This is a genomic window from Hyalangium gracile, from assembly GCF_020103725.1.
GTDB lineage: Bacteria > Myxococcota > Myxococcia > Myxococcales > Myxococcaceae > Hyalangium > Hyalangium gracile.
Genome location: NZ_JAHXBG010000037.1, coordinates 42,627 through 65,640 on the forward strand (window position 1 = coordinate 42,627; position 23,014 = coordinate 65,640).

15 protein-coding genes and 1 pseudogene are annotated in these 23,014 nt (G+C 69.0%); 12 read left to right on the forward strand and 4 right to left on the reverse strand.

Annotated elements, in window-relative coordinates:
* Positions 1-59 precede the first annotated feature (59 nt).
* Genes KY572_RS42935 through nhaA form a run of 4 tightly spaced genes read left to right on the forward strand, consistent with a single transcriptional unit; the run spans position 60 to position 2,823 of the window.
* A complete protein-coding gene (locus KY572_RS42935; protein WP_224249576.1) occupies positions 60-590 on the forward strand; it encodes an OmpA family protein in 531 nt (176 codons plus the stop codon).
* Between the two features lie 2 nt (positions 591-592).
* Positions 593-1,006 carry a response regulator gene (locus KY572_RS42940; protein ID WP_224249577.1) on the forward strand — a complete coding sequence of 138 codons (414 nt, stop codon included), beginning with the start codon at positions 593-595 and terminating at the stop codon, positions 1,004-1,006.
* Positions 999-1,433, forward strand: coding sequence for a DUF6232 family protein (locus KY572_RS42945; protein WP_224249578.1), 435 nt, complete (start codon positions 999-1,001; stop codon positions 1,431-1,433). The genes KY572_RS42940 and KY572_RS42945 overlap by 8 nt, the downstream gene beginning before the upstream one ends.
* 28 nt (positions 1,434-1,461) lie before the next feature.
* Entirely contained in the window at positions 1,462-2,823 is a 1,362-nt protein-coding gene (nhaA, locus tag KY572_RS42950; RefSeq protein ID WP_224249579.1) for a Na+/H+ antiporter NhaA, read from the forward strand.
* A 13-nt stretch (positions 2,824-2,836) separates the two neighbouring features.
* On the opposite strand, the gene KY572_RS42955 is transcribed toward nhaA, so the two are convergent.
* From KY572_RS42955 to KY572_RS42965, 3 genes are all read right to left on the reverse strand, one after another.
* Positions 2,837-3,904 carry a phosphotransferase family protein gene (locus tag KY572_RS42955; RefSeq protein WP_224249580.1) on the reverse strand — a complete coding sequence of 356 codons (1,068 nt, stop codon included), beginning with the start codon at positions 3,902-3,904 and terminating at the stop codon, positions 2,837-2,839.
* A 10-nt stretch (positions 3,905-3,914) separates the two neighbouring features.
* A complete protein-coding gene (locus tag KY572_RS42960; RefSeq protein ID WP_224249581.1) occupies positions 3,915-4,610 on the reverse strand; it encodes a histidine phosphatase family protein in 696 nt (231 codons plus the stop codon).
* Positions 4,611-5,896: 1,286 nt separating this feature from the next.
* On the reverse strand, positions 5,897-6,607 hold the full coding sequence (locus tag KY572_RS42965; RefSeq protein WP_224249582.1) for a hypothetical protein: 711 nt from the start codon (positions 6,605-6,607) through the stop codon (positions 5,897-5,899).
* A gap of 78 nt (positions 6,608-6,685) precedes the next feature.
* Here KY572_RS42965 and KY572_RS42970 point away from each other — a divergent pair, with 78 nt between their 5' ends.
* Both KY572_RS42970 and KY572_RS42975 read left to right on the forward strand, forming a co-directional pair.
* A complete protein-coding gene (locus KY572_RS42970) occupies positions 6,686-8,431 on the forward strand; it encodes a DEAD/DEAH box helicase (protein ID WP_224249583.1) in 1,746 nt (581 codons plus the stop codon).
* Between the two features lie 116 nt (positions 8,432-8,547).
* Complete coding sequence (locus KY572_RS42975; RefSeq protein ID WP_224249584.1) at positions 8,548-9,477, forward strand: hypothetical protein; 930 nt, start codon at positions 8,548-8,550, stop codon at positions 9,475-9,477.
* Positions 9,478-9,519: 42 nt separating this feature from the next.
* Here KY572_RS42975 and KY572_RS42980 read toward each other — a convergent pair whose 3' ends face one another.
* Complete coding sequence (locus KY572_RS42980) at positions 9,520-10,971, reverse strand: OmpA family protein (protein ID WP_224249585.1); 1,452 nt, start codon at positions 10,969-10,971, stop codon at positions 9,520-9,522.
* Between the two features lie 198 nt (positions 10,972-11,169).
* On the opposite strand from KY572_RS42980, the pseudogene KY572_RS47580 reads away from it, so the two are divergent.
* The 6 genes and pseudogenes from KY572_RS47580 to KY572_RS43010 all read left to right on the forward strand — a co-directional run.
* Positions 11,170-13,134: pseudogene (locus KY572_RS47580) on the forward strand (beta strand repeat-containing protein); the annotation flags it as partial.
* A gap of 109 nt (positions 13,135-13,243) precedes the next feature.
* Positions 13,244-18,970, forward strand: a complete 5,727-nt coding sequence (locus tag KY572_RS47585; RefSeq protein ID WP_263452467.1) for a choice-of-anchor D domain-containing protein — start codon at positions 13,244-13,246, stop codon at positions 18,968-18,970.
* A gap of 4 nt (positions 18,971-18,974) precedes the next feature.
* A complete protein-coding gene (locus KY572_RS42995) occupies positions 18,975-20,654 on the forward strand; it encodes a class I adenylate-forming enzyme family protein (RefSeq protein ID WP_224249586.1) in 1,680 nt (559 codons plus the stop codon).
* A gap of 39 nt (positions 20,655-20,693) precedes the next feature.
* Positions 20,694-21,080 carry a DUF4280 domain-containing protein gene (locus KY572_RS43000; RefSeq protein WP_224249587.1) on the forward strand — a complete coding sequence of 129 codons (387 nt, stop codon included), beginning with the start codon at positions 20,694-20,696 and terminating at the stop codon, positions 21,078-21,080.
* Positions 21,073-22,074, forward strand: coding sequence for a type VI secretion system protein IglI family protein (locus KY572_RS43005; RefSeq protein ID WP_224249588.1), 1,002 nt, complete (start codon positions 21,073-21,075; stop codon positions 22,072-22,074). The genes KY572_RS43000 and KY572_RS43005 overlap by 8 nt, the downstream gene beginning before the upstream one ends.
* Positions 22,075-22,081: 7 nt before the next feature.
* Entirely contained in the window at positions 22,082-22,957 is an 876-nt protein-coding gene (locus KY572_RS43010; protein WP_224249589.1) for a hypothetical protein, read from the forward strand.
* Positions 22,958-23,014: the final 57 nt, after the last annotated feature.

Consider the following 23,014-nt stretch of genomic DNA (forward strand, 5'->3'; position numbering starts at 1 on the left):
GGGCGCGGGCCTTCCCGAGGGAGGGCGAGGGCGGCATGTGCGTTGCTTGAGAGCAGGGCATGCGCACCTTCCTCCTTCCCCTGACGCTGCTCGCGATGGGCGCGAGCGCCTGTGCCACGAAGTCCGCGGCCACGGTCTCCTCTGACGACATGGCCTCGGCGAACACGCCGGCTCGCTCCGAGCCGGTCAAGCCGCCGCCGCCTGCTCCGAAGGAGGTGGCCGAGCTGCCCCGGCTGGACTTCGGACCCATCTACTACGAGCTCGACTCGGCGACCCTGCGGCCCGAGTCGCGAGCGCTGCTCGAGCGTGTCGCGGAGGCGCTGCGGCCGCGCTCCGAGGCACTGGTGGCGATCTCCGGACACACCTGCGAGCTGGGCACCACCGAGTACAACCTGGCGCTGGGCCAGCGCCGGGCCGCGGCGGCGAAGGACTACCTGGTGAAGCTCGGCGTGGAGCGGGATCGCATCTCGATCATGTCCTACGGCGAGGAGCGCCCGGCGGAGTCGGGCAGCGGCGAGAGCGTCTGGTCCCGGAACCGCCGCAGCGAGTTCTCGGTCTCCGTGGCCCACGCGCGGGCGACGGGCCACTGATCGTGGCGACGGGACAGGCTGGCCACGCGCTGCTGCTGGGCGCTGACGACTCGCTCGCCGAGCTCCTCTCCGACGTGCTCGCGGAGGTGGGGATCTCCCTGCACGTGGGGGAGGAGCGCTCCGCCCGCCCGGATCTCGTGCTCGTCCAGGTCGAGCGAGGCGAGGGCATCCTGAACGCGCTGCAGCTGGCTCGGGATGGCACCTACCCGGCGCCTGTCTTCATCCTGCTCCCGTTCGCCGATGACAGGCTCATGCAGCGCGCGCTGCGGCTGGGCGCTCGAGGGTGCTTCGCGCTGGGGCAGCCGCTCGAGGGGCTGAGGCAGATGCTGCTCGCGGCGCTCCCGGCTTCCGGCAGGGCCGCGACCCCTTCGGCCCCCCGACGCAGGACTCCGCCTCCCGGGAGGTACGATGAGTGACTTCGAGCGGGAGACCACGCTCTTCGAGGATCAGGGCGTGCTCGTCACGAGCGAGCGGGTAGTCGCCGAGGGGCGCACATGGCCGCTCCGAGAGGTGGAAGGTGTGGACTCCATCCGCCGCGGCCCACGCATGTTTCCGTGGCTGATGACCTTGATGGGAGGCCTGGTCGTGGGGCTGCCCATGCTCCTGTCGGCCATGGCGAGTCCGAGCGCTCGGGGCGGTGAGCTCTACGAGCTGGCCCTGGCGCTGGCGGGGGCGGCCATCTTCGGCTCGATCGCCGCGCTCCTGCTGATGGGGGACACATACTGGCTCGTGTTGCGGATGCGGCAGAGTGAGGGTCGGGTTCTCCGCAGTCGGGACCCGCAGCGAATCTCACACCTGGTGGCGGTGGTAGCGCGGGCGGTGGCGGCGCGGCAGCGGACTTGAACGGACAGAACAGAGAACGGGAGGAGTGGTGGGAGAGCGAGATCCAGAGGGCGCCAGGAAGTCGAGCGTCCTCTTCAAGGCCGTGGTGCAGCCGCTGCAGGACTTCTTCCGGCTGGAGGCCGCGAGCGGCATCCTGCTGATGTGCTCGGCGGCGATCGCGCTGGGCTGGGCCAACTCGCCGTGGCGTGACAGCTACACGGCGATCTTCGAGGCGCCGCTGACCATCGGCGTGGGAGGAAGCCAGGTCCACTTCACCGTCCACCACCTCATCAACGATGGGCTGATGGCCCTCTTCTTCTTCGTGGTGGGGATGGAGATCAAGCGGGAGCTCGTCGTGGGCGAGCTGCGCAGCCTCTCGCGAGCGCTCCTGCCGCTGGTCGCGGCGCTGGGAGGGATGGTGGTGCCCGCGGCCGTCTACGTGCTGCTCAACCGCGATGGGCCCGGGCTGAAGGGCTGGGCGATTCCCATGGCCACGGACATCGCCTTCTGCATCGGCTGCCTGAGCCTGCTGAAGAAGCGGGTGCCGCACGCGCTGGTGGTCTTCGTCACGGCGCTGGCCATCTTCGACGACATGGGCGGCATCCTGGTGATCGCCTTCTTCTACGGCTCGGGGCTCCACGTGAGCTGGCTGCTCGGGGCGCTGGCCGTGACGGTCGGGCTCTTCGTGCTCAACCGGCTGCGCGTGGTCAACGGGCTCGCGTACGGAGTGGGCGGGGTGGCGCTCTGGTACACGCTGCACCACGGAGGCATCCACGCCACCATCGCGGGCGTCATCCTGGGGATGATGATCCCGACGCGCGCGCTGCGCTCATCCCTGGAGGTGCTCACGCAGCTCCATGCCCACACCGAGAACCTCCTGCGCCAGCGTCGCAACGAGGAGCTGGACGACGCGGAGGTGCTGTCCATCGAGGAGCGGATGGAGGACCTGGAGTCGCCACTCAACCGGTTCGTGCACCTGCTACACCCCTACGTGGCCTTCGGCATCATGCCGCTGTTCGCGCTGGCGAACTCGGGCGTCTCCCTGGCGGGAGTCGGGCTGGCGGAGCTGAAGGACCCCATCTCGCTGGGGGCGGCGCTGGGGCTCTTCCTGGGCAAGCAGCTCGGCATCTTCCTCTTCGTGCTGCTCGCGGTGCGCCTGGGGCTGGCGTCGATGCCGGGGGGCGCCTCGCGGGTGAAGCTCTACGGAGTGGCGGTGATCGCGGGCATCGGCTTCACGGTGGCGCTCTTCATCGCGGGGCTCGCCTTCCCGGAGCCGAGCATCCTCGATCGCGCGAAGCTGGGAATCCTGATCGGGTCGCTGGTGTCCGGAGTGGTGGGGTACCTCGTCCTCCGGTTCACCTCGCCCGTGGAGGAGAAGCCCCAGGCGCAGGCCCTTCCGGCTCAGGTCTGAGGCGCCTCGCGGCTCAGAACGTGCCGCTCTGGATGACCTGCTCGGCGCGTGAGCACAGCAGGGACACGAACAGGCCGAACGCGGCGAAGCGCTCGTTGGTCGTCTGCCCCTTCGCATAGCGGTAGTAGATCTGCTGCGCGATGACGGCGAGCCGGAACAGGCCGAACACGTAATAGAAGTGGATGTCCTGGATGGGCAGGCCGGACTTCCGAGCGTAGGCCTCCACCACCTCGCGGCGGGTCATCATGCCCGGCGCGTGGGTGGGGAGCATGCGGGCCATCTGGAACTCCTCCGGATCATCCGCCTGGACCCAGTACGCCAGCGAGCAGCCCAGATCCATGAGCGGATCGCCCAGGGTGGCCATCTCCCAGTCGAGCACGCCGATGATCTTCAGCGGGTCCTTGGGATCGAGGACGACATTGTCGAACTTGTAGTCGTTGTGGATGAGCGCGGCGCGTCCGCTCTCGGGAGGCTGGTGCGCGGCGAGCCACTTCATGAGCTCCTCGGCGTCGGGCACGTCCTCGGTGCGCGCCTTGCGGTAGCGCTCGCTCCAGCCCTCGACCTGGCGGCGTACGTAGCCCTCGGGCTTGCCGAAGTCCGCCAGCCCCGCGGCCTGGACATCCACATGGTGCAGGGCCACCTGCACGTCCACCAGGTGCTCGCAGAGCGTCCGCGCGTCCTGGGGGCTCAGGTGGAGGTTCGCGGGCAGATCCTTGCGCAGGATGAGGCCGTGGATGCGCTCCATCACGTAGAAGGGGCAGCCCATGACGCTCTCGTCCTCGCAGTAGACGACGGGCTTGGGGCAGTAGGGGAACACGCGCTGCAGGGCGGAGAGCACGCGGAACTCTCGCCCCATGTCGTGGGCCGTCTTCGCCTTGGTTCCGAAGGGAGGCCGGCGGAGCACCCACTCCTTGTCGCCCTGGCGCAGGAGGTAGGTGAGGTTGGAGGCGCCTCCCGCGAACTGGGTGATGTGCAGGGGGCCGGTGAAGACGGGGTTCTGGCGGGCCAGCCACTCCTGCAGCCTGCCAGCGTCCAGCTCCTCCCCGGAGCGCGGGGGCCGGGTCTCTTCGCGAGTGCTCATGATCGTTCTCTCAGCGGTAGGTGAGCAGGCCGGGATCTCCCGCGAGCTCCAGGTGGGCCACGTTGTTGAAGCCGGACAGCATCAGCGTGCCGCGGCGCAGGCGCAGCTCGGTGAGGGAGGCGTTGTAGATCGTCCAGTTGAGGGCGAAGGTCTTCTCGGTGGTCAGCCCGAGCGCGGCCTGGACGGAGAAGGCGATGGGGCCGCCCGAGGTGACGATGACGATGCGATCGTGGTTGGAGCGGGCCATGCGCTCCAGGCTCTCGCGCAGACGTGTCTGGAAGGCCTCCCACGACTCGAAGGGAGGGCGCTCGTGCGGGGTGCCGTCGACCCAGTGCTGCATCGCGCGCGCGAAGGCCGTCTGGAACTGACGGGTGTCCGAGAAGAGGGCGACGCGATCATCGGGCGACAGCCCCAGCTCCTGCATGACGCGGGGCAGGTACGCGCCGAAGATGGCCTCGTGATCGTACTCGTTGAAGCCGGCATGCGCGTCGGTGGACGGCGGTGTCTCCAGGCCCTGGAGCATCCCGGCGAGCGTGGCGCGCTGGCGGTCCAGGGTGCCGCTGATCCATGCGTCCGCGCGGAAGCCGGTGCGATGGAGGTGCTGGCCCAGCAGGAGCGCCTGGCGCTCGCCCAGAGGCGAGAGCCGGTCATAGTGGCTGGCCCCGAAGGAGGCCTGGCCGTGGCGGACGAGGTAGAGGCGGGTCATCTCTTGGCGGCAGGTGGGGGGAAACTAACAAGGTTCTCATGACACTGCGCGCCGATTCCAGGTAGCGTTGACACTTCAAAGGGGCGCGACGATGAATGTGGACTCATGGCGCCTTCCTCTTGCGCGGAGGCATGCGCTGGGGCTTCGGCGCTGTCGTGGGTTGGCGCTGGCCATGCTGTTCGCGGGCTGCTCTCCAGCTCATCTGGATCCCGATGTCGTGCGTCCCTCGCCAGGAGCCCTCCTTCTGGAGCGCATCCCGGGACCAGGCTTCAGCGCCTTCGATTCCTAACTCCGATTTCCGAGGATGATGTGCTCTTCGTCGTGTCCCAGGGGCTGCGACATGGCTTTGAGGTCCGCACGAAGGATGGCGACTTGCGGCTCTCCATTGTCGCTTTCTTCTCGGACGACCATGTCAGTCCGACGTGCAGTGGCTTCTATGTCTACACGCCGCAGACAAGCCAGATCTTGAAATGGACTCGAGACGAAGGACGATGGGCCTGCGAGCAGACTCACGTCGTCAAGTGGCGCGAGGGTGACTCTCTGCGGTTCGATATCCAAGAGGCTCAGGCACCCTGTGCACAGAGGAATGCGCCATGAGGGGCTCGCTCCTGCTCATCGCAGTCGGTCTTTCCAGTTGTGTCCGGAGCCCGGTCCCCCACCCGGCGCCGTTGGAGCAGGATGAGTCCATCGTATTCCCGAAGTTCTCTGGTGCCGATACCCTCGTGACAGAAGAGCCGGGGCGAACATACGAGTTGGACGGGGCGACGTTTCGGGCGCTCACGACCGCTTTTCAGGACTTCCTTCCCATGGCCACCCAGGAGTCTCCACCCTGCTGGAGCATGCCGGAGGCCTACCGCTACCGGGTCCTTCGGCAAGGGAACATCCTCTTCATCCACATCTCCGCGGAGCCTGCCGCCTGTGAAGGCAAGTTCCTGATGCTGGACTCTGGCGTGCGATACGCCATCAGCGTGGATGGCCGCATCCTCAGGCGTCTGTTCACCGGAGAGCCCGAAGGGGTCCCCCCCCCTGTGCCCATGGATGGGGGGACGAGTGGAGGCTCGGTTGAGCTCGACCTCTCACCCCTCCAGGCCGCGCCCGCGGAGGACCTGCCCCCATTCTTGCGCGCGCGCGGGCTCGATGGAGGCATTGTGACGGAACTGGATGCGGGAGTGGCTCGAGACGGGGGCGTTACCGAGCCATTGGCTCGGTAGGAGCCGCATGGCTGGGACGTCCCTTCAGAAGATCGATCGTTCCGTCGGAGGAGGCTGATTGAGGCCGGAGCCCGCTCAGCGGGCCTTGCCGATGTGCTTGTCGTAGTGCTCCTGCAGCGCGACGAAGTAGCCGCGCTCCTCCCAGAGCGCCGCGGCGAGCCGGTCCGCCAGGGAGGCCACCTCGGCGGCCTCTCCCTGCTCCGGACTGCGGGGCTGCCCCACCAGGGGATTCATCAGGGCCTTGGCGACCTCGGTGAGCAGCAGCCGGCTGCCCTCGAAGAGCCGCCCCAGCAGCTGGTTGATGGGCCGCGAGTCCATCTCCTTGCAGGCCGCCAGGATGGCGTCGTGCACCTTCAGCGCGGCGTCTCCCTCCAGCGAGCTCGCGCTCAGGTCCCCACGGACCAGGGCGTGCTGGAGCAGGTAGCCGTGGTGCAGGGAGTACGAGGCCATGTCCACGCAGTCCTTCACCCAGAGCACCAGGAAGGCCTTGCGCCAGACCCTCCGGAAGGGAAGGAGCGCCACCGACTTGAGGAACCCGAGCAGCTGGCTGCCCAGGGTGGACTTCACGTGCGAGCCGGCGAGGACCCTCAGGGCCTTGGGGGGAGCGGACAGGCCATGCTCCTGGAGCACGGCGCGGACCATGCGCTCGCGCACCTGGCGGAGCGCGTAGTCGTCCAGGTAGGGGATGGGGATGAGCGGCGTCAGGCCGGAGACCACGGCATGGAAGGCCACGCGTCCGATCTGGGGCGGCGGAGCACTGGAGGGTCGCGGAGTCGACTCAGTCATGCCCTATTCATACACCTCTCGACGCTGAGGCGTGTTCCGCCTCACCCGTTGGCTCGAGGAGTGATACAAGCCGCTGACGTGAAGGAACCTTCGACTCCTCCAGCTGATGTCACCTTCGACTCCCTCGGGCTCGAGGCCCCTCTCGTCGAGGCGATTCGTGCCCTCGGATACGAGGAGCCCACCCCCATCCAGCAGGCGGCGCTCCCTCCGCTGCTCGCGGGCAAGGATCTGCTCGGCATTGCCGCGACGGGGACGGGGAAGACGGCCGCGTTCGCGCTCCCGCTCCTGCAGCACCTCACCCCAGGGAGCCGCGGGCCGTTCACCGCCTCGGCGCTCGTGCTCGTGCCCACGCGAGAGCTCGCCATGCAGGTGGCCGAGGCCATCCACCGCTATGGCCAGAAGCTGGGCGTGAGCGTGCTGCCCCTCTACGGCGGGCAGGTGATCGGCCAGCAGCTCCGGGTCCTCAAGCGGGGCGTGGACGTCGTCGTCGCCACTCCCGGCCGGGCGCTCGACCACCTCCAGCGCAAGACGCTGAAGCTCGAGGAGGTGCGCACCGTGGTCCTCGACGAGGCCGACGAGATGCTCGACATGGGCTTCGCCGAGGATCTCGAGGCCATCCTGTCCGCCACGCCCGAGGAGCGACAGACGGCGCTCTTCTCCGCGACGCTCCCGCCGCGCATCGCCGCCATCGCCGAGCGCCACCTCCGTGAGCCCGTGCGGGTGCGCATCGCCCGCGAGAAGGTGGAGCCGGGCGAGCTGCCGCGCATCCGGCAGACGGCCTACATCGTCCCGCGCGCCTTCAAGGTGGCCACGCTCTGCCGTGTCCTGGACGTGGAGTCCCCCACGGCGGCCATCGTCTTCTGCCGCACCCGCACCGAGGTGGACGAGCTCACCGTGTCCCTCAACGGCCGCGGCTGGCGGGCGCAGGCGCTCCATGGCGGCATGAGCCAGGAGCAGCGCGATCGGGTCATCAAGCAGCTCAAGTCCCACACGACGGATCTGCTGGTGGCCACGGACGTGGCGGCGCGCGGGCTCGACATTCCGCGGCTGTCGCACGTGGTGAACTTCGACGTGCCCAACGCGCCCGAGGCCTACGTGCACCGCATCGGGCGCACGGGTCGGGCCGGGCGCGAGGGCGTGGCCATCACGCTCGTGGAGCCCCGGGAGCACCGGCTGCTGCGCAACCTGGAGAAGCTCACCGGCCAGCGCATCGAGATGGCGGCCGTGCCCACCGTGGCGGACCTGCGCGCCCGGCACCTGGAGCTCACCCGCGCCTCGCTGCGGGAGGTGCTCGTGGCCGGAGGGCTCGATCCGTTCCGGAGCGTGGTCGAGGATCTGGCGGCCGAGTTCGACGTGATGGATGTCGCCGCCGCGGCGGTGAAGTCGCTCCAGGAGTCCCGAGACGATGGGCGCGGGGGGGATGAGGAGGAGATCCCCGTCGTGGCGCCTCCGACCGAGAAGCGATCCCGCTTCGAGAAGCCGGATCGCAAGGGCCCCGCGGAGCGCCCAGGGAAGAAGGCCGGGTTCGCCGAGCGCCCCGGGCGCGCCGAGCATGGGCCCCGCCGCCGAGCGGAGCGGCCGGACTGGGACATCACTCGTCTCTATATTGGAGCGGGCCGGAACGCGGGCATGCGCCCCGCGGATCTGGTGGGCGCCATCGCGGGCGAGGCGGGCCTGGAGGCCTCACAGATCGGCGCCATCCAGATTGCCGATGCCTTCTCGCTCGTGGAGGTGCCCGAGCCGGCCGCCGATCGCATCATCACGGCGCTGCGCCAGGCCACCCTGCGGGGCCGCAAGGTCCCTGTCCGCAGGGATCGCGGCTGAGGGATTCCCGTAGGTCCCGGTGCATTGCGGCGCCGGAGAGCGCTCGATAATCTGTCCGTATGGCCGAGGACGCGAGCGGCGGACCGCCCCAGACAGCTGGAGAAGTATCGGCGGAGATGGCCGAGCTCGAGAGCGTCAGCTCGCAGCCAGCCTACGACTCCTTCGTGGCCGCCGCGAAGGCCGTCGACCCGGCCACCATCGAGGAGTGCTGCGCGGATCTCGTGCTCACCTACCAGAACGTGACGCGCGGAGTGGAGGCGGTGCTCGGCAGCGGGGCGGTGGTCATCGGCAAGCTGCCCAACGTGGACGTCGTGGAGCTCTCGATGCTCCCGCGGCTGGTCCAGGGCGTGGCCTTCGCCGCGCTGCAGGTCCAGCGGGAGCTCCGGTCCATCTCCTTCGGGACGCTGTTCGATCAGGCGCAGACCCTGCGCCGCAAGATGCGCAAGGCCGCCGACGCCCTCGCCGAGGCCGGCCTGCTGGCCGACGCCGACGCGGATGAAGTCCGCCTCCACGGGCAGCAGGACGTCCTGGAGGACTGCCTCGCGCTGGCCGCGGTGTTTCGGCGGAACGAGTCGAGGATCACCGGCCGCTCGCCCGTGAGCCCCACCGAGATCCGCGACGCGGAGCAGATCGCGGAGAAGCTGAAGGTGCTGCTCGGGCAGCAGGCGAGCACGGGCGATGGCGCGCCGAGCCTCGTGAGGTTCATCGAGATGCGCGACCGCTTCTGGACGCTGCTGGTCCTGCGCCATGACGTGCTGTGGCGCTGCGGTGCGTGGCTCTACGGCCGAGCGGTGGACGATCGCGTCCCACCCCTCGTGGTCCGCCAGCCCATGGTCCGCAGGCCTCGGAGCGCGCCGGCGGAGCGTGAGGCCGTCCGGCCGGAGCCGCGGCGGACCATGAACCCTCCGGCCATCATGCCCGCGCGGGTGAGTCCTCCCAGCGCGGCGCCCGTGCGCGAATCGACGCGGCACCTGGACGATCTGCAGCGCGAGCTGGAGAGGAAGACGCGCTTCCTCATCCGGATCGGCGCCATCCGCCCGCGCTGAGCCCGTCCCGGTCCTCGGGCCCCGCCACGGCAGGGCAGGGCGTTACGGCGCGGGACTCTGCGCGTTGGTCGAGGTGGGAGCGGCGTCCGTCAGGACGATCACCTCGGCGCGGCGGTTGAGCTGCCGCTCCTCCTCGGTGGCGGGCCTGGCGCTCAGCGGCCACTCCGCGCCGAAGCCGCGGATGCGCACCTGCGTCGCGGGGATGCCCTGGTTGACCAGGTAGCGGCGCACGGCCTGGGCGCGCCGCAGCGACATGAACATGTCGGAGGTGTCGGTGCCCTCGGTGTCCGCGTGGCCCTCGATGATGACGGTGCCTCCCCGGTGCAGCTCCGACAGCTGGAGCACGGCCTGATCCAGCAGCGGCACGACGCCCGGCAGCTCCGCGCTGCCCTGGGAGAAGGCAATCACCCCTCGCAGGACGACCTTCTCCTGCGGCGTGGGCTGATAGGGCCGCAGCGGCTCCTTCTTGCCCTGCTGCTCGGCGTTCTCCAGGGGATCGCCCCGAGACAGGGAGTTGAGCTCCCAGGTGCTGACGGGGCGGACGCGCTCCTCCTCCTGCTGGCGCGTGGGGGTGGCCAGGGCGAGCTGGAGCTCGCGATCGGCGGTCGCGTCCATGAAGGAGAGCTTCGGCGGAGGCTCGCTGCGGAAGCTGACGCCGGCCAGCATGCGGAAGCGAGGCGCTCCGAGGGCGCCGCCCAGGCCAGGGCCTCCCATGAGGAAGGCGTCCAGCCCCGCGGGCAGGGGGAAGCGCACGCCTCCGAGCAGATCCATGGACACCTGGGGAGACAGCGTGGCGCGCAGGCCCAGCTCTCCGCGCAGCCCCTTGCCCGTGGTGGCCAGCGCGGCGCCCAGGCGGATCTCCGAGTTGGCGCCCTGCTTGGCCGCGCCCGCGGAGGTGGCCAGGAGGATGGAGGGGCGGAACAGCACGCCCGCCTCGAGCGAGGGTGCCACCCAGCCCAGGCTGGTGCCCACCGTCATGCGCGCGTGGAAGCGGGGACCATCATCTCCGGCCAGGGCCGAGCCGTTGCCGAAGGGCAGCCCCACGCCCAGATCCGCGGACAGATCCACCGGCTGGCGCTGGCGGCGGGACAGCAGGCCCAGCCGCGCCTGGAGCACGGGCGTGCCCAGTCCCTGGGCAGCCAGCTGGCCGAGGCCTACCAGCGCCGGATCATCTCCCTGCTGCCACAATACGAAGGGCAGCTGGGCGCTGACCTCGAGCCAGGGCAGGACGCCATAGCCGGCGGAGAGTAGCGCGGTGGCCCGGTTGCGCACCACCTGGAGGTCTCCCTCGCCGTCGTTCAGCACGAGGGGGAGCCGCTGGTAGTGCCCGAGCAGACTCACATTGAGGCCACCGGGGACCATCAGCTCCCCGTTGCCGACCAAGGTGGTACCACGCCCTACGTTGGTCTCCAGGCGCTCCAGGTCGAAGCCTGGCAACTGCTCGTCGGAGGACTGTGCCGCGGCCAGAGAACACACCAGCAGTGCTGCGGCCATTGCCCCCCTGGCGGATGAATGTAAGCTCATGAACAGGTAGAATCCTACCGCTCTTTGCGTGGGGAGGGGCAAGTGCTCCGAGTGAAACTCCTGGCCATACTGTGTGTCTCGGTGCTGCTTGCCTGCGGCTCCTCCGAGTCGGAAGGGCCGGGCTCACCGGGCTCATGGTTGCGTCAGCGGCTGGGGGGGCCGGCGCCCATGGCCCCCACGCTCTCGGTCGACCCTACGGCCCTGGGCTTCGATGAGCAGAAGCTCGGGACCGATAGCGCTACCCAGACGTTCACCGTGAGGAACTCGGGGAACGGGACGCTCACCATCAACAACGTGGTCATCGCGGGGGGGAGCGCTTCGTCGTACACGCTCGATACGAATGGCGTGGTCCCGTTCGACCTGGGCGCGGGGATTTCGCGGAGCATGACCGTGAAGTTCAACCCTGCGGCGGAGTTCCTGAACGCAGCGCAGGTCAACGTCAACGGTACGAAGAAAGTCGATCTCACGGGCTACGGAGTGTTGTCCGCCGCCCACGTGAGCCCGTCCTCGCACACCTTCGGTGAAGCCGTCGTGGGGGGCCAGGGCGTTGCCCGGACCGTGACGGTGAAGAACGTGGGGAATGCCGCCGTCAAGGTCACCCCTGCTCGCGGGGGAACCCACCACAGCTCCTTCACGGTCTCTCCGAGCACGGAGCAGACCATCGCAGTGGGGCAGACCGCCTCCTTCACGGTGACGTTCATTCCGCTGGCGGGTGGAGCGGCCACTGCGACGCTCAGCTTCACCACCGATGAGAACCCGGTCGCCACTCCCACCTCGGTGGCCCTGTCGGGAACGGGAGTGGCCCCCGCCATCACCGTGGATCCCGGGTTGTCCTTCGGAGATGTGCGGACGAACACCAGTGTGGGCGGGCTCCTCACGGTGACCAACAGCGGCACGGGGACGCTGGAGATCACCGACATTACCAAGAGCGGCTCGGGGGCCGCGGCCTACACCTTGGCGAGCACGACCCTGAGTGTGGCGGCTGGACAGAGCCAGACCGTGGCGGTGACGTTCGCTCCCACCACCACGGGCCAGAAGGACGCGACGCTGACGCTGACCACCAATGTGGTGGGCAGCACCTCGGTCCCGGTCGCGCTGTCGGGCCGAGGCATCAACCCGACGATCCGGACACCGATCCCCACGCTGGCCTTCGGGGATCTGGAGAAGAACACGACCACGACGCAGCAGCTGACGGTACACAACGACGGCGTCGGCACGCTGAACATCACCAACATCACCAAGGGTGGAGCCAACCCTGGGGCCTATAGCCTGTCGGCCACCACTCTGACGGTGGCGGAGGGGACGAGCGAGTCGGTGACGGTGACGTTCGCTCCCACCAGCGAGGGCCAGGCGGACGCGACGCTGACGCTGACCACCAATGATTCGGCCAACCCCTCGGTGGAGGTGACGGTGACGGGCCGCGGCGTGCACCCCACCATCGCGGTGGCCAGCCCGCTGGCGTTCGGGGATCGGCAGATCAACGCGACGGCGACGCTACCGCTGGTGGTGACCAACAATGGCACGGGCACGCTGAACATCACCGGTATCGCCAAGGGGGGAGCGGACGCGGCCCTGTTCAGCGTCGCGGAGAGCACGCTGAGCGTGCCGGAGGGGGGGAGCCAGAGCCTGACGGTGTCGTTCACTCCGACGGCTCAGACAGGGGCCAGCGCCACGCTGACGCTGACGACCAACGCGGTGGGCAGCGAGAGCGTCAACGTGACGCTGACAGGCAACGGCGTCAACCCCTCGGTGACGGTGACGAGCCCGCTGGCCTTCGGAGAGTGGCAGATCAATTCGAGCAAACAGCTGCCGCTGACGGTGACCAACAGCGGCACGGGCACGCTGGAAGTCACCAACATCACCAAGGCCGGAGCAGGCCAGGCGGCCTACAGCCTGTCGGGCACGACGCTGAGCGTGCCGGCCGGCGAGAGCCGCTCGGTGACGGTGACGTTCGCGCCCACCAGTGTGGGGCAGGCGGACGCCACGCTGACGCTGGCCACCAACTCCGTGGCCAACCCCTCGGTGCCCGTGACGGTGACGGGCCGGGGAGTGCACCCGAGCATCACGGTGGCCAGCCCGCTGGCGTTCGGAGATCGGCAGATCAACGCGACGGCGACGCTGCCGCTGGTGGTGACCAACAATGGCACGGGCACGCTGAACATCACCGGTATCGCCAAGGGGGGAGCGGACGCGGCCCTTCACCAACATCACCAAGGCCGGAGCAGGCCAGGCGGCCTACAGCCTGTCGGGCACGACGCTGAGCGTGCCGGCCGGCCAGAGCCGCTCGGTGACGGTGACGTTCGCGCCCACCAGTGTGGGGCAGGCGGACGCGACGCTGACGCTGCACACCAACTCCATGGCCAGCCCCTTGGTGCCCGTGACGCTGACGGGGCGAGGCGTCAACCCGAGCATCACGGTGGCCAGCCCGCTGGCGTTCGGGGACGTGCAGAGGAACACGAGCGCTCCGCTGCCGCTGACGGTGACCAACAACGGCACCGGCACGCTGGAGATCACCAACATCACCAAGGCTGGCACGGGCCAGACGGCCTACAGCTTGTCGGGGACGACGCTGAGCGTGCCGGAGGGCCAGAGCCGCTCGGTGACGGTGACGTTCGCGCCCACCGCCCTGGGGCAGGCGGACGCGACGCTGACGCTGCACACCAACGTGGTGGGCAGCGCGACGGTGCCTGTGACGCTGTCGGGCCGGGGCGTGCACCCCACCATCACGGTGGCCAGCCCGCTGGCGTTCGGGGATCGGCAGATCAACGCGACGGCGACGCTGCCATTGACGGTGACCAACAACGGCACCGGCACGCTGAACATCACCGGCATCGCCAAGGGCGGAACGGACTCGGCCTTGTTCGGCGTCGTGCAGAGCACGCTGAGCGTGCCGGAGGGGCAGAGCCGGGACCTGACGGTGACCTTCAGGCCCACGGATGAAGTGGCGGCCAGCGCCACGCTGACGCTGACGACCAATGCGGTGGGCAGCGAGACCGTCAACGTGACGCTGACGGGCCGGGGCATCAACCCCACCATCATGGTGGCCAGCCCGCTGGCCTTCGGAGAGCGGCAGACGAACACGAACACACCGCTGCCGCTGACGGTGACCAACGGCGGCACGGGCACGCTGCAAGTCACCAGCATCACCAAGGGCGGAGCAGGCCAGGCGGCCTACACGCTGTCGGGCACGACGCTGAGCGTGCCGGCCGGCCAGAGCCGCTCGGTGACGGTGACGTTCAATCCCTCCAGTGTGGGCCAGGCGGATGCCACGCTGACACTGGCCACCAACTCCGTGGCCAATCCCTCCGTGGTCGTGGCGCTGACGGGGCGGGGCGTCAACCCCACCATCCAGGTGCTGAACGCGCTGGCCTTCGGCGATCAGCAGATCAACGACACCGCGACGCGGACGCTGACGGTGGCCAACACCGGCACTGGCACGCTGAACATCACCAACATCACCAAGGGCGGAACGGGCTCCGCCTACTACGGCTTCACGCCGAGCACGCTGACGGTGCCCGAGGGCCAGAGCAGGGATCTGACCGTGACGTTCAACCCCACGGCGCAGGGGCTGGCCAACGCGACGCTGACGCTGACCACCAATGATGTGACCCGGTCGACGGTCACCGTGAGCTTGTCGGGTCGCGGCATCAACCCGACCATCACCGTGCCCTCCACGCTCTCCTTCGGAGATCAGCGCGTGGGTGCCCCGGCCACCCAGCGGACGCTGACGGTGACCAACAACGGCACGGGGACGCTGAACGTCAGCAGCATCACCAAGAGTGGCCCGAACGCCGCGGACTACGGTGTCACGCCGACCACGCTGACGGTGCCCGAGGGCCAGAGCCGCGATCTGACGGTGACCTTCAACCCGGCCGTCGGAGGACAGTCCGATGCAACGCTGACGCTGATCAGCAACGACGTCTCCCGGGGGCAGGTCGACGTGGACCTGTCGGGCCGCGGGATCAACCCGAACATCTCCGTGGCGGCGACGCTGCCGTTTGGCGAACTGCAGGTGAACACCAACGCGCAGCAGACGCTGACGGTGACCAACACGGGCACGGGCCTGCTGAGCATCAGCGCCATCTCCAAGGGTGGCTCGGGGGCCGCCTACTACACCTTCACTCCTGGCTCGCTGGATGTGCCGGAAGGGCAGAGCCGGACCGTGGTGGTGACGTTCAGCCCCACCGGCGTGGGCCAGGCGGATGCCACGCTGACGCTGACGACCAATGACGTGAACCGTCCCACGGCCACCGTGACGCTGACGGGCGCGGGCGTCAATCCCAGCATCACCGTGTCGGCGTCGCTGCTCTTCGGCGAAGTGCAGGTGAACACCAACAAGGCGGTGCCGCTGACGATCCGCAACAACGGCACGGGCACGCTGAACATCACCAACATCTCCAAGAGCGGGCCTGCCGCCGCTCTCTACAGCTTCACCCAGACCACCCTCAGCGTGCCCGGCGGGCAGGAGCGGGACCTGGTGGTGACTTTCAGCCCCACCAGTCAGGGGCCGGCCGAGGCCACGCTCACGCTGGCCACCACGGACGTGAACCGGCCCTCGGTCCCCGTGACGCTGTCGGGCATCGGCGTCAATCCGGTCATCCTGGTGCCTTCCACGCTGGCCTTCGGAGACGTGGCGGTGAACCCCACCATTGCTCCGACGATGCCGCTGGAGATCAGCAACACCGGCTCGGGCACCCTGCGCATCACCAACATCACCAAGTCTGGCGCGGGGGCCGCCTTCTACACCTTCGACGCCAACCCGATCGACGTCCCGGCCGGTCAGAGCAGATCCCTCACGGTGACGTTCAACCCCACCGTCGAGGGCCAGTCCAACGCCGTCCTCACGCTGACCACCAACGACGTGGCCCGAGGGACGGTGACCGTGAGCCTCACCGGCTATGGCGGCAGGCCGAACATCGCGCTGTGCTCGCCCACGAACACGACTCCTCCCGTGTGCGAGCCCATCTCCGCGCTCGACTTCAAGGGAGTGCGGGTGAGCTCCGCCCGGCAGAAGACGATCACGATCAAGAACTCCGGCCGGGCCCCGCTCGTCATCTCCAGCGCACCGGTCGTGTCGCCCACGGGCGCCTTCTCCTATGTCGGGCCGAACGCCTTCACGGTGCCTCCCAACTCCGAGTTCAACATCGCGGTGTCCTTCGCGCCGACGCAGACCACCAGCTACAGCGCCTCGCTCACCATCACGTCGAACGCCGTCCCCGCCTCGACGACGGTGGGCCTGACAGGGTTCGGCGCCAACCCGGATCTGACCGTCAGCACCTCATCGATCTTCTTCGGTGACGTCCGGGTGGGCGACACGAGCAGCCCGCAGAACGTCAACATCACCGTGAACAACGCCACCGGCCCCACGGATGTGACGCTGCAGAGCCTGCCGGTGGTGGGGCCCTTCGTCGTCGAGACGCCCACCACGCTGCCCACGACGATCCAGTCGGGCACCTCCTACACCTTCACCGTCAAGTTCAAGCCGACCGAGCCGTCCACGAACGGACCCGCGACGGGCTCCGTCACCATCAACACGGATCTCGCCCCGCGGCCGACGGTGACGCTCTCGGGCAACGGCACCGTGTCCAAGGTGGAGCTGTCCGTGGCCGCGCTCAACTTCGGCAACCAGCGCGTGACGTACAAGAGCGGCGCCCAGCCGGTGATCCTCTCCAACAAGGGGGCGGCGGCGCTGGCCATCACCCAGCTCATCTTCTCCAACCCCGCCTTCAGCCTGGAGGGCCTGACGCCTCCCTCGGAGGCCAGCCCGTTGACCATCGCCGCCGGCGCGCAGCGGGCCTTGTCCGTGGCCTTCACGCCGGGGACGGTGGGCCCGTCCTCCGGCAAGCTCTTCATCATCAGCAATGCCTTCGTGCCGGCACCCGCGCTGGAACTGTCGGGCACGGGCGTCGACGGACAGATGAGCGTGACGCCCAGCGTGGTCTCCTTCGAGCCCGCGGATGTGGGCGGCACGGGCCTGCAGCAGAGCGTGGAGCTCGAGAACACGGGCGGCTATCCGCTCACGATCGAGGCGGTGGAGGACCCGACCGACCTCCAGTTCACCGTCTCCGGCCTGCCCGACGGGCTGGTGCTCCAGCCGAAAGACACCTGGCCGTTCACCGTCACCTTCACGCCGACCCAGCGTGGCTACTTCCCGTCCTCCGCCGTCATCCGCAGCGATGCCGTCACCAACAAGCTCTTCAGCCTGGCGATGTCGGGCACGGGCGTGGCCGCGGCCGCGGAGCTGCAGCCCCAGGATCTGAACTTCGGCAGCTCCAACGTGGGGGTGCCCGTCACCCAGGACATCTCCGTGAAGAACATCGGCGAGAAGCCGCTGTCCGTCTCCAACATCGCCTTCGCGGATGCCACGGCCAACTCGGGCATGTCGCTGGACTTCACCCTGGACGCCACGGTGACGCTCCCCATCGTCGTCGATCCGGGCAAGAGCGCGCTCGTCCGGCTGAAGTTCACTCCGCGCGGCCCCAACCTGCGTGAGGCCAAGGCGCGCTTCTTCACGAACGCCGGCGTCGAGGAGGCTACCGTCGGTGGAACGGGCACCTCGCCGACCCTGCGGCTGGATCCGCTCGAGCTGCGGTTCTCCAACGTGCTGGTGGGCAACTCCTCGGCGCCTCAGACCATCACGATCACCAACAAGGGCACCGGCCCGCTCATGCTGACGGAGATCAAGAAGGGCGGCACGGACGCGAGCGCCTTCGACGTCACTCCGCCGGCGCTGCCCACCACGCTGCAGCCCAACGGCTTCACCACCGTGTCGGTGTCGCTCAAGCCGGACGAGGAGCGGCTGTTCTCCGCTCAGCTCCAGATCCTGTCGAACGACGCCACCGCCCCCACCGCGGCGGTGGTCCTGTCGGGCGCGGGCGTGGGGCAGCAGATCCAGCTCTCCGAGACGTTCCTGGAGTTCGGCAACCAGCTGCTCAACAAGCCGTCGACGCTGCGCACGGTGCGCATCACCAACAACGGCGACACGACGATCACCATGTCGGGCATCTCGGTGGAAGGGGAGGGGTCGACGCAGTTCACGCTCATCAAGCCCAACCTGCCCATCGACCTGAAGCCGCGCGAGAGCCAGACGGTCTCCGTGTCCTTCACGCCCCAGGCGGAGGTGGACGTGAACTGCAAGCTGAAGCTGGGCTTCAGCACGCCTGTGCCGCGTGAGGTGTCGCTGCACGGCCGCGGTATTCCCTCCGTGCTCGAGAGCAAGCCCACCTCGCTGGACTTCGGCGCGGTCCGCGTCAACCGTCCGCACCCGGCCGGGCTCGAGATCATCAACCGCAGCAGCGACACGGTCGTGCTCGCCAACCCCGTGCTCACCAGGCGCAGCGGCGACGCGAGCTTCTTCCGGTACGAGCCGGATGCCGTGGCGGGCCGGGCCATCGCGCCGGGCGCCTCCCTCATCGTGGCGCTCAACTACCAGCCCACGGTGGAGGATCTGACGGAGGCCACCCTGTCCTTCGACACCGTCCCGGCCCAGCCTCGGCCACTGACCATCGAGCTCAAGGGCAAGGCGACGCAGCGCCTGCTCACGGTGGATCCGGGCAGCCTGGACTTCGGCCGGGTGGAGGTCAGCAACCCGGTGGCGCCCAAGGAGATCACGGTCGTCAACAAGTCCGCCCAGCCGCAGTGGGTGGTGGTGCAGCTGAAGCGGGGCGAGGGGACGAACTTCGTGGTCGACAAGACCGAGCTGGACGGCCGTCCCATCCCCGCGCAGGGCAGCGCCACGTTCCAGGTGCACTTCCAGCCCAAGGCGGCGGGTGAGGAGACCAACGATCTCCAGGTCTACCTGCAGAACGAGTCCGAGCCCGAGGCCGTGATCCCGGTGAAGGGCCATGGCCGCCAGCTCACGGGCCAGGGCGGTGGCTGCTCCAGCTCCAACGTCGGGACAGGCGGCTCGGCGATGGTGGCGCTGCTCGCGCTGGTGCTGCTGGGAGCGCGGCGGCGGAGGCGCGAGTAGCCGGATGCCGTTCGACATCAAGAGGATCCTCGACCAGCTCGAGTCCGGCACCCCGGCGGAGTCCGCGGTGCCGGCCTGGCAGCAGGAGAGCTGGCAGGATCCGGATGGGTTCGTCGCGGCGCTGGCCGTGGCCCACGTGGGCCGCGGGGCGCCGCTCAAGAGCCGCACCGCCCAGCACTACGACTTCTTCCACGATCTCGTCGTCCGCCACACCACGACGGATCGCGTGGCCCTGCGCAGCTATGACAGGCGGACGGGCTGGCAGACGCTGACCTACCGCCAGCTGCACGAGCAGGCCGCGCGGAGGGCCACCGACTGGGCCCGGCAGGGCGTCAAGGCCGGCGCCAAGGTGTGCCTGCTCTACTCCGTGGGGAACGAGCTCCTCATCTCCCTGGCGGCGGCCCTGGGGCTGGGGGCCTGCATCAGCTTCCTGCCACCTCAAGGCCGGCGCTTCATCGCTCGGCGGCTGGCCACGCTCGGGCCGGAGCACATCGCCGCCGAGCCGCACCAGGCGCTGATGCTGCAGGGCTTCGAGAAGCTGCTGCTGCAGAGCCGCGGCCAGGCCTCTCCGGCCTTCACCTCGCACACGTACAAGCCGGAGGAGCCGGTGGGCCTGCTGTTCTCGCCCCTGGTGGAGCCGGCGGGCACTCCGGCGCCGCTCTCGGCGGAGGATGCGTGGCGGGGGGCGCTGGTGGACGGCCTGCTCACCTTCGGCCTCGGGGCCGGCGAGCACCTGGCGGCCCCGGGCTACCACCCGCTGCAGCACATGCCGGCCTTCCTCTTCACCACGCTGCTGCGCGGGGCCACCTACCTCCACCTCGAGCTGGCGGATCTCGAGACGAACCCGGCGCTGATCAACGAGCACCCGGTGCGCGCGCTCGGGGTGAGCCCGGCGGTGAGGGATCTGCTGCTGCGCACCCGCACCTCCCTGAAGAGCGTGGGCCACTGGTTCCGCAACCCCGAGGAGCCCATCGACTGGGTCGGCTGGCGGGCCTGGGTCAAGCAGTGCGGCGTGGCCGCGGTGCCGTCCGCCAACGTGCTGGTGGATCCGTCCGCCGGAGGCGCGGTGCTCGTCTCGCCACGGCGGGTGAGGGACATCCACACCGAGGCGCCTCCGGCTCCCGGCCGTCGCTGGACGCTGGGAGACATCAACATGAGCGGCCAGGAGTCGGCGGGAGATGTGGGCATGTTCGCCCTCCTGCCGGACAAGGAGCGGCCGCCTCCCTACGTCGTCCTCACGCGCTCCTTTGGCGTGTACCACTACGGTGGGCCCCGCACGGCGAGGAGGGAAGGGCGCGTCTACCCGTCCGCCGAGGTGGCGGAGTTCGTCCAGACACTGCCCTTCGTCCGAGGCGCCGTCGTGGTGCCGGCTCCCACGGGTGGGGTGGCGGGCCACTACCGCTACGTGCTGCTGATCTTCACCGGCGCCCAGCCTCAGCAGTCGGCGGTGTGGCTGCAGACGGTGCGGCGCGGCCTCGAGCTCGAGCTGGGCGCCGAGCACCTGCCGGATCGCACCGAGTTCATCCCGCTGTACCCTCGCAAGGTGAAGGGGCAGGTAGACGAGCCCTGGTGCCAGATGCAGTACCTGACAGGTGCGCTGTTCCGGAAGAGCACGGATCCGCTCTTTCAGGCCCTCACGGCGCTGCGAGGCCACCTGCTGGAAAAGTCGGAGCCGCCTGTGTGAGGATGCTGCTTCGCGCCAGCCCTCGCAAAGGAGTGCACCATGGGAGTCCAGGTCGTCACAGGGGCCATGTTGCAGTGCAGCTTCGGCGTCGCCCCCTCGTCGCTGGTGGTGCTGCCCGTCAACAAGGTGATGGCCACGACGCCCGCGGCCAACATCATGGACAACAAGCCCCTGGTGAACATCCTGCCCTTCGGCATGTGCCAGTCGATGGCCAACCCCATGGTGGCGGCGGCGACGGCGGCGGCCATGGGGGTGCTGACGCCCATGCCGTGCATTCCCGCGACGGCGGCGCCTTGGATGCCTGGGTGTCCCAAGCTGCTGATCGGCAACATGCCGGCGGTGGACAGCAACTGCAAACTGATGTGCAACTGGGGCGGCGTCATCCAGGTCGTCTCGCCTGGTCAGGTCACGGTGCAAGATGGGTGAACCCGCGAAGGTCGTCTCTCCCCTGGAGCCTCACCTCCTGGATCAGCTCCTGGAGGCCGAGGCGCCGGATCTGGACAGCGCTGACGAGCGCCTGGGGAAGGTCAACGATCTGGTGGCCAAGAGCGCCTACCTCGATGCGGCGCGGGCCGCCGAGGCGCTGCTGCGCGAGGGCCTGTACGACGTGCGCCTCGTGGGCCCCTACCTCCTCGGCCTCTTCCTCGAGGGCGGCCTGGCGGCGATGCCGGTGGTGTTCCACTCGCTCTCCAGCATGCTGCTGCGCAACTGGCAGTTCTTCGGTCCGCGCGAGCGCAAGGACGTCTACGCCGACGGGAGCCTGCGCTGGCTGCTCAAGGTGCTCAACAAGCACCTCGAGCACCACGAGCGCCTCAAGGACGACACGTTCCGTCGCTGGAGCGACGTGTCCAACCGCGAGCCGCTGGAGCAGGCGCTCGCCCTGAGCGAGGAGATCTTCTCCTCGTTCAGCCGGGTGATGCCCCGCAACGGCTGCGAGGCTCCGTTCCGCCGCTTCACCCAGTGGCTGGAGGGGCACCTGCAGACCCTCCCGGTCCCGGCCCCGGTGGAGGAGGCCGCGCCCGAGCCCGAGGAGGAGTCTCAGGAGGAGGAGCAGGCTCCAGCGCAGGCACGTCCCGCGCCGACGCCCGCGGCGGGGCCCACCCTTCCGGTGTCTCCCGCGCTGGCCGACCTGATGCGCAAGCTGGACGCGTTCAACACGCTGATGGAGCGTGGGGACTTCGTGCGCGCCGGCGTGGTGGCGGCGGACGTGCTGGCGGTGATCGAGCGCTTCGATCCGCGCGTGTACCTGCCCTCGCTCTTCTCGCGGTTCTTCGCCGGCCTGAGCACCCACGCCGAGCAGGTGGAGCCGCTCATGCAGAACACCGACTCGCTCTCCTTCCGCGCGCTGGATCAGCTCTACCGCGTGGACCTGCCCGCCTTCCTCGCGCAGAGCGCGGAGTCGAACGAGACGGAGGAGTAGGGCGGACATGGAGGGCTCGGTCGAGCAGCGCATTCGCGAGCGGATCCGCGCCTTCGACATCCCGGCGCTGCTGGACGTGCTGGCCGCCTCCGGCTACGGCGATGCAGAGATCGAGTACCGCAGCCACCGCACCACCGTGCACCAGTCCCACCTGGTGCACGACATCCAGTTCTTCCAGAAGCCGCACAAGCGCGTCATCATCACGGTGAACATGGGGCTGTTCAGCGCCCAGTCGCCGCTGCCGTCCTTCCTCATGAGGACGATGGATCAGCTCGATCATGATCGGCTCGAGCGCTTCATCGGCTACTTCGATCACCTGCTGCTGCAGGAGTGCTTCGCCGGGCTCTACCCGGAGCGCAGCGAGGCGCTGCTGCCCGGGTGGGCGGGGGCCGCGGACGATCGGCTGCGCCTGCTGCGCCCCACCTGTCCCAGCACGCTGCACTGGCTCTTCAGCAAGACGTACCCCGAGGCGGAGATCTCGGTGCGGCGCGAGGTGCGCCACCAGCAGGTGCCCGCCAAGGAGATGCGGCTGGGCGCCAGCGCGCTGGGCGAGGGCGACTCCATGGGTGGCTTCGCCTCCATTCCCACCGGAGGAGTCGAGGTGAAGATCCACTGCGGCGAGCCCTTCTCCAGCAGCGGCGCTCCGTGGGCCGTGGAGGCGGGCCGACGCTTCGAGTCGGATCTGCTGCCGCTGCTCTCCGAGTCGGTGTTCATGCTCACCGTGGTGCTCGTGATGAACGAGCAGGAGGGCATCCTGCGTCTGGAGCGTGCCAGCCACCTTGGCTATGACGCTCTGCAAGAACCCGCGCTACAGGCTCAGCAAGTGCTCCTGTTTTCGGGGGAAACCTCAAGCCTCCAACCGAGTGGATTACCGAGGGGCTAGCTGACTTGACCCCTTCATTCGGTTTTCCTTAAAGTGTTGATCCACAACACAGCGGGT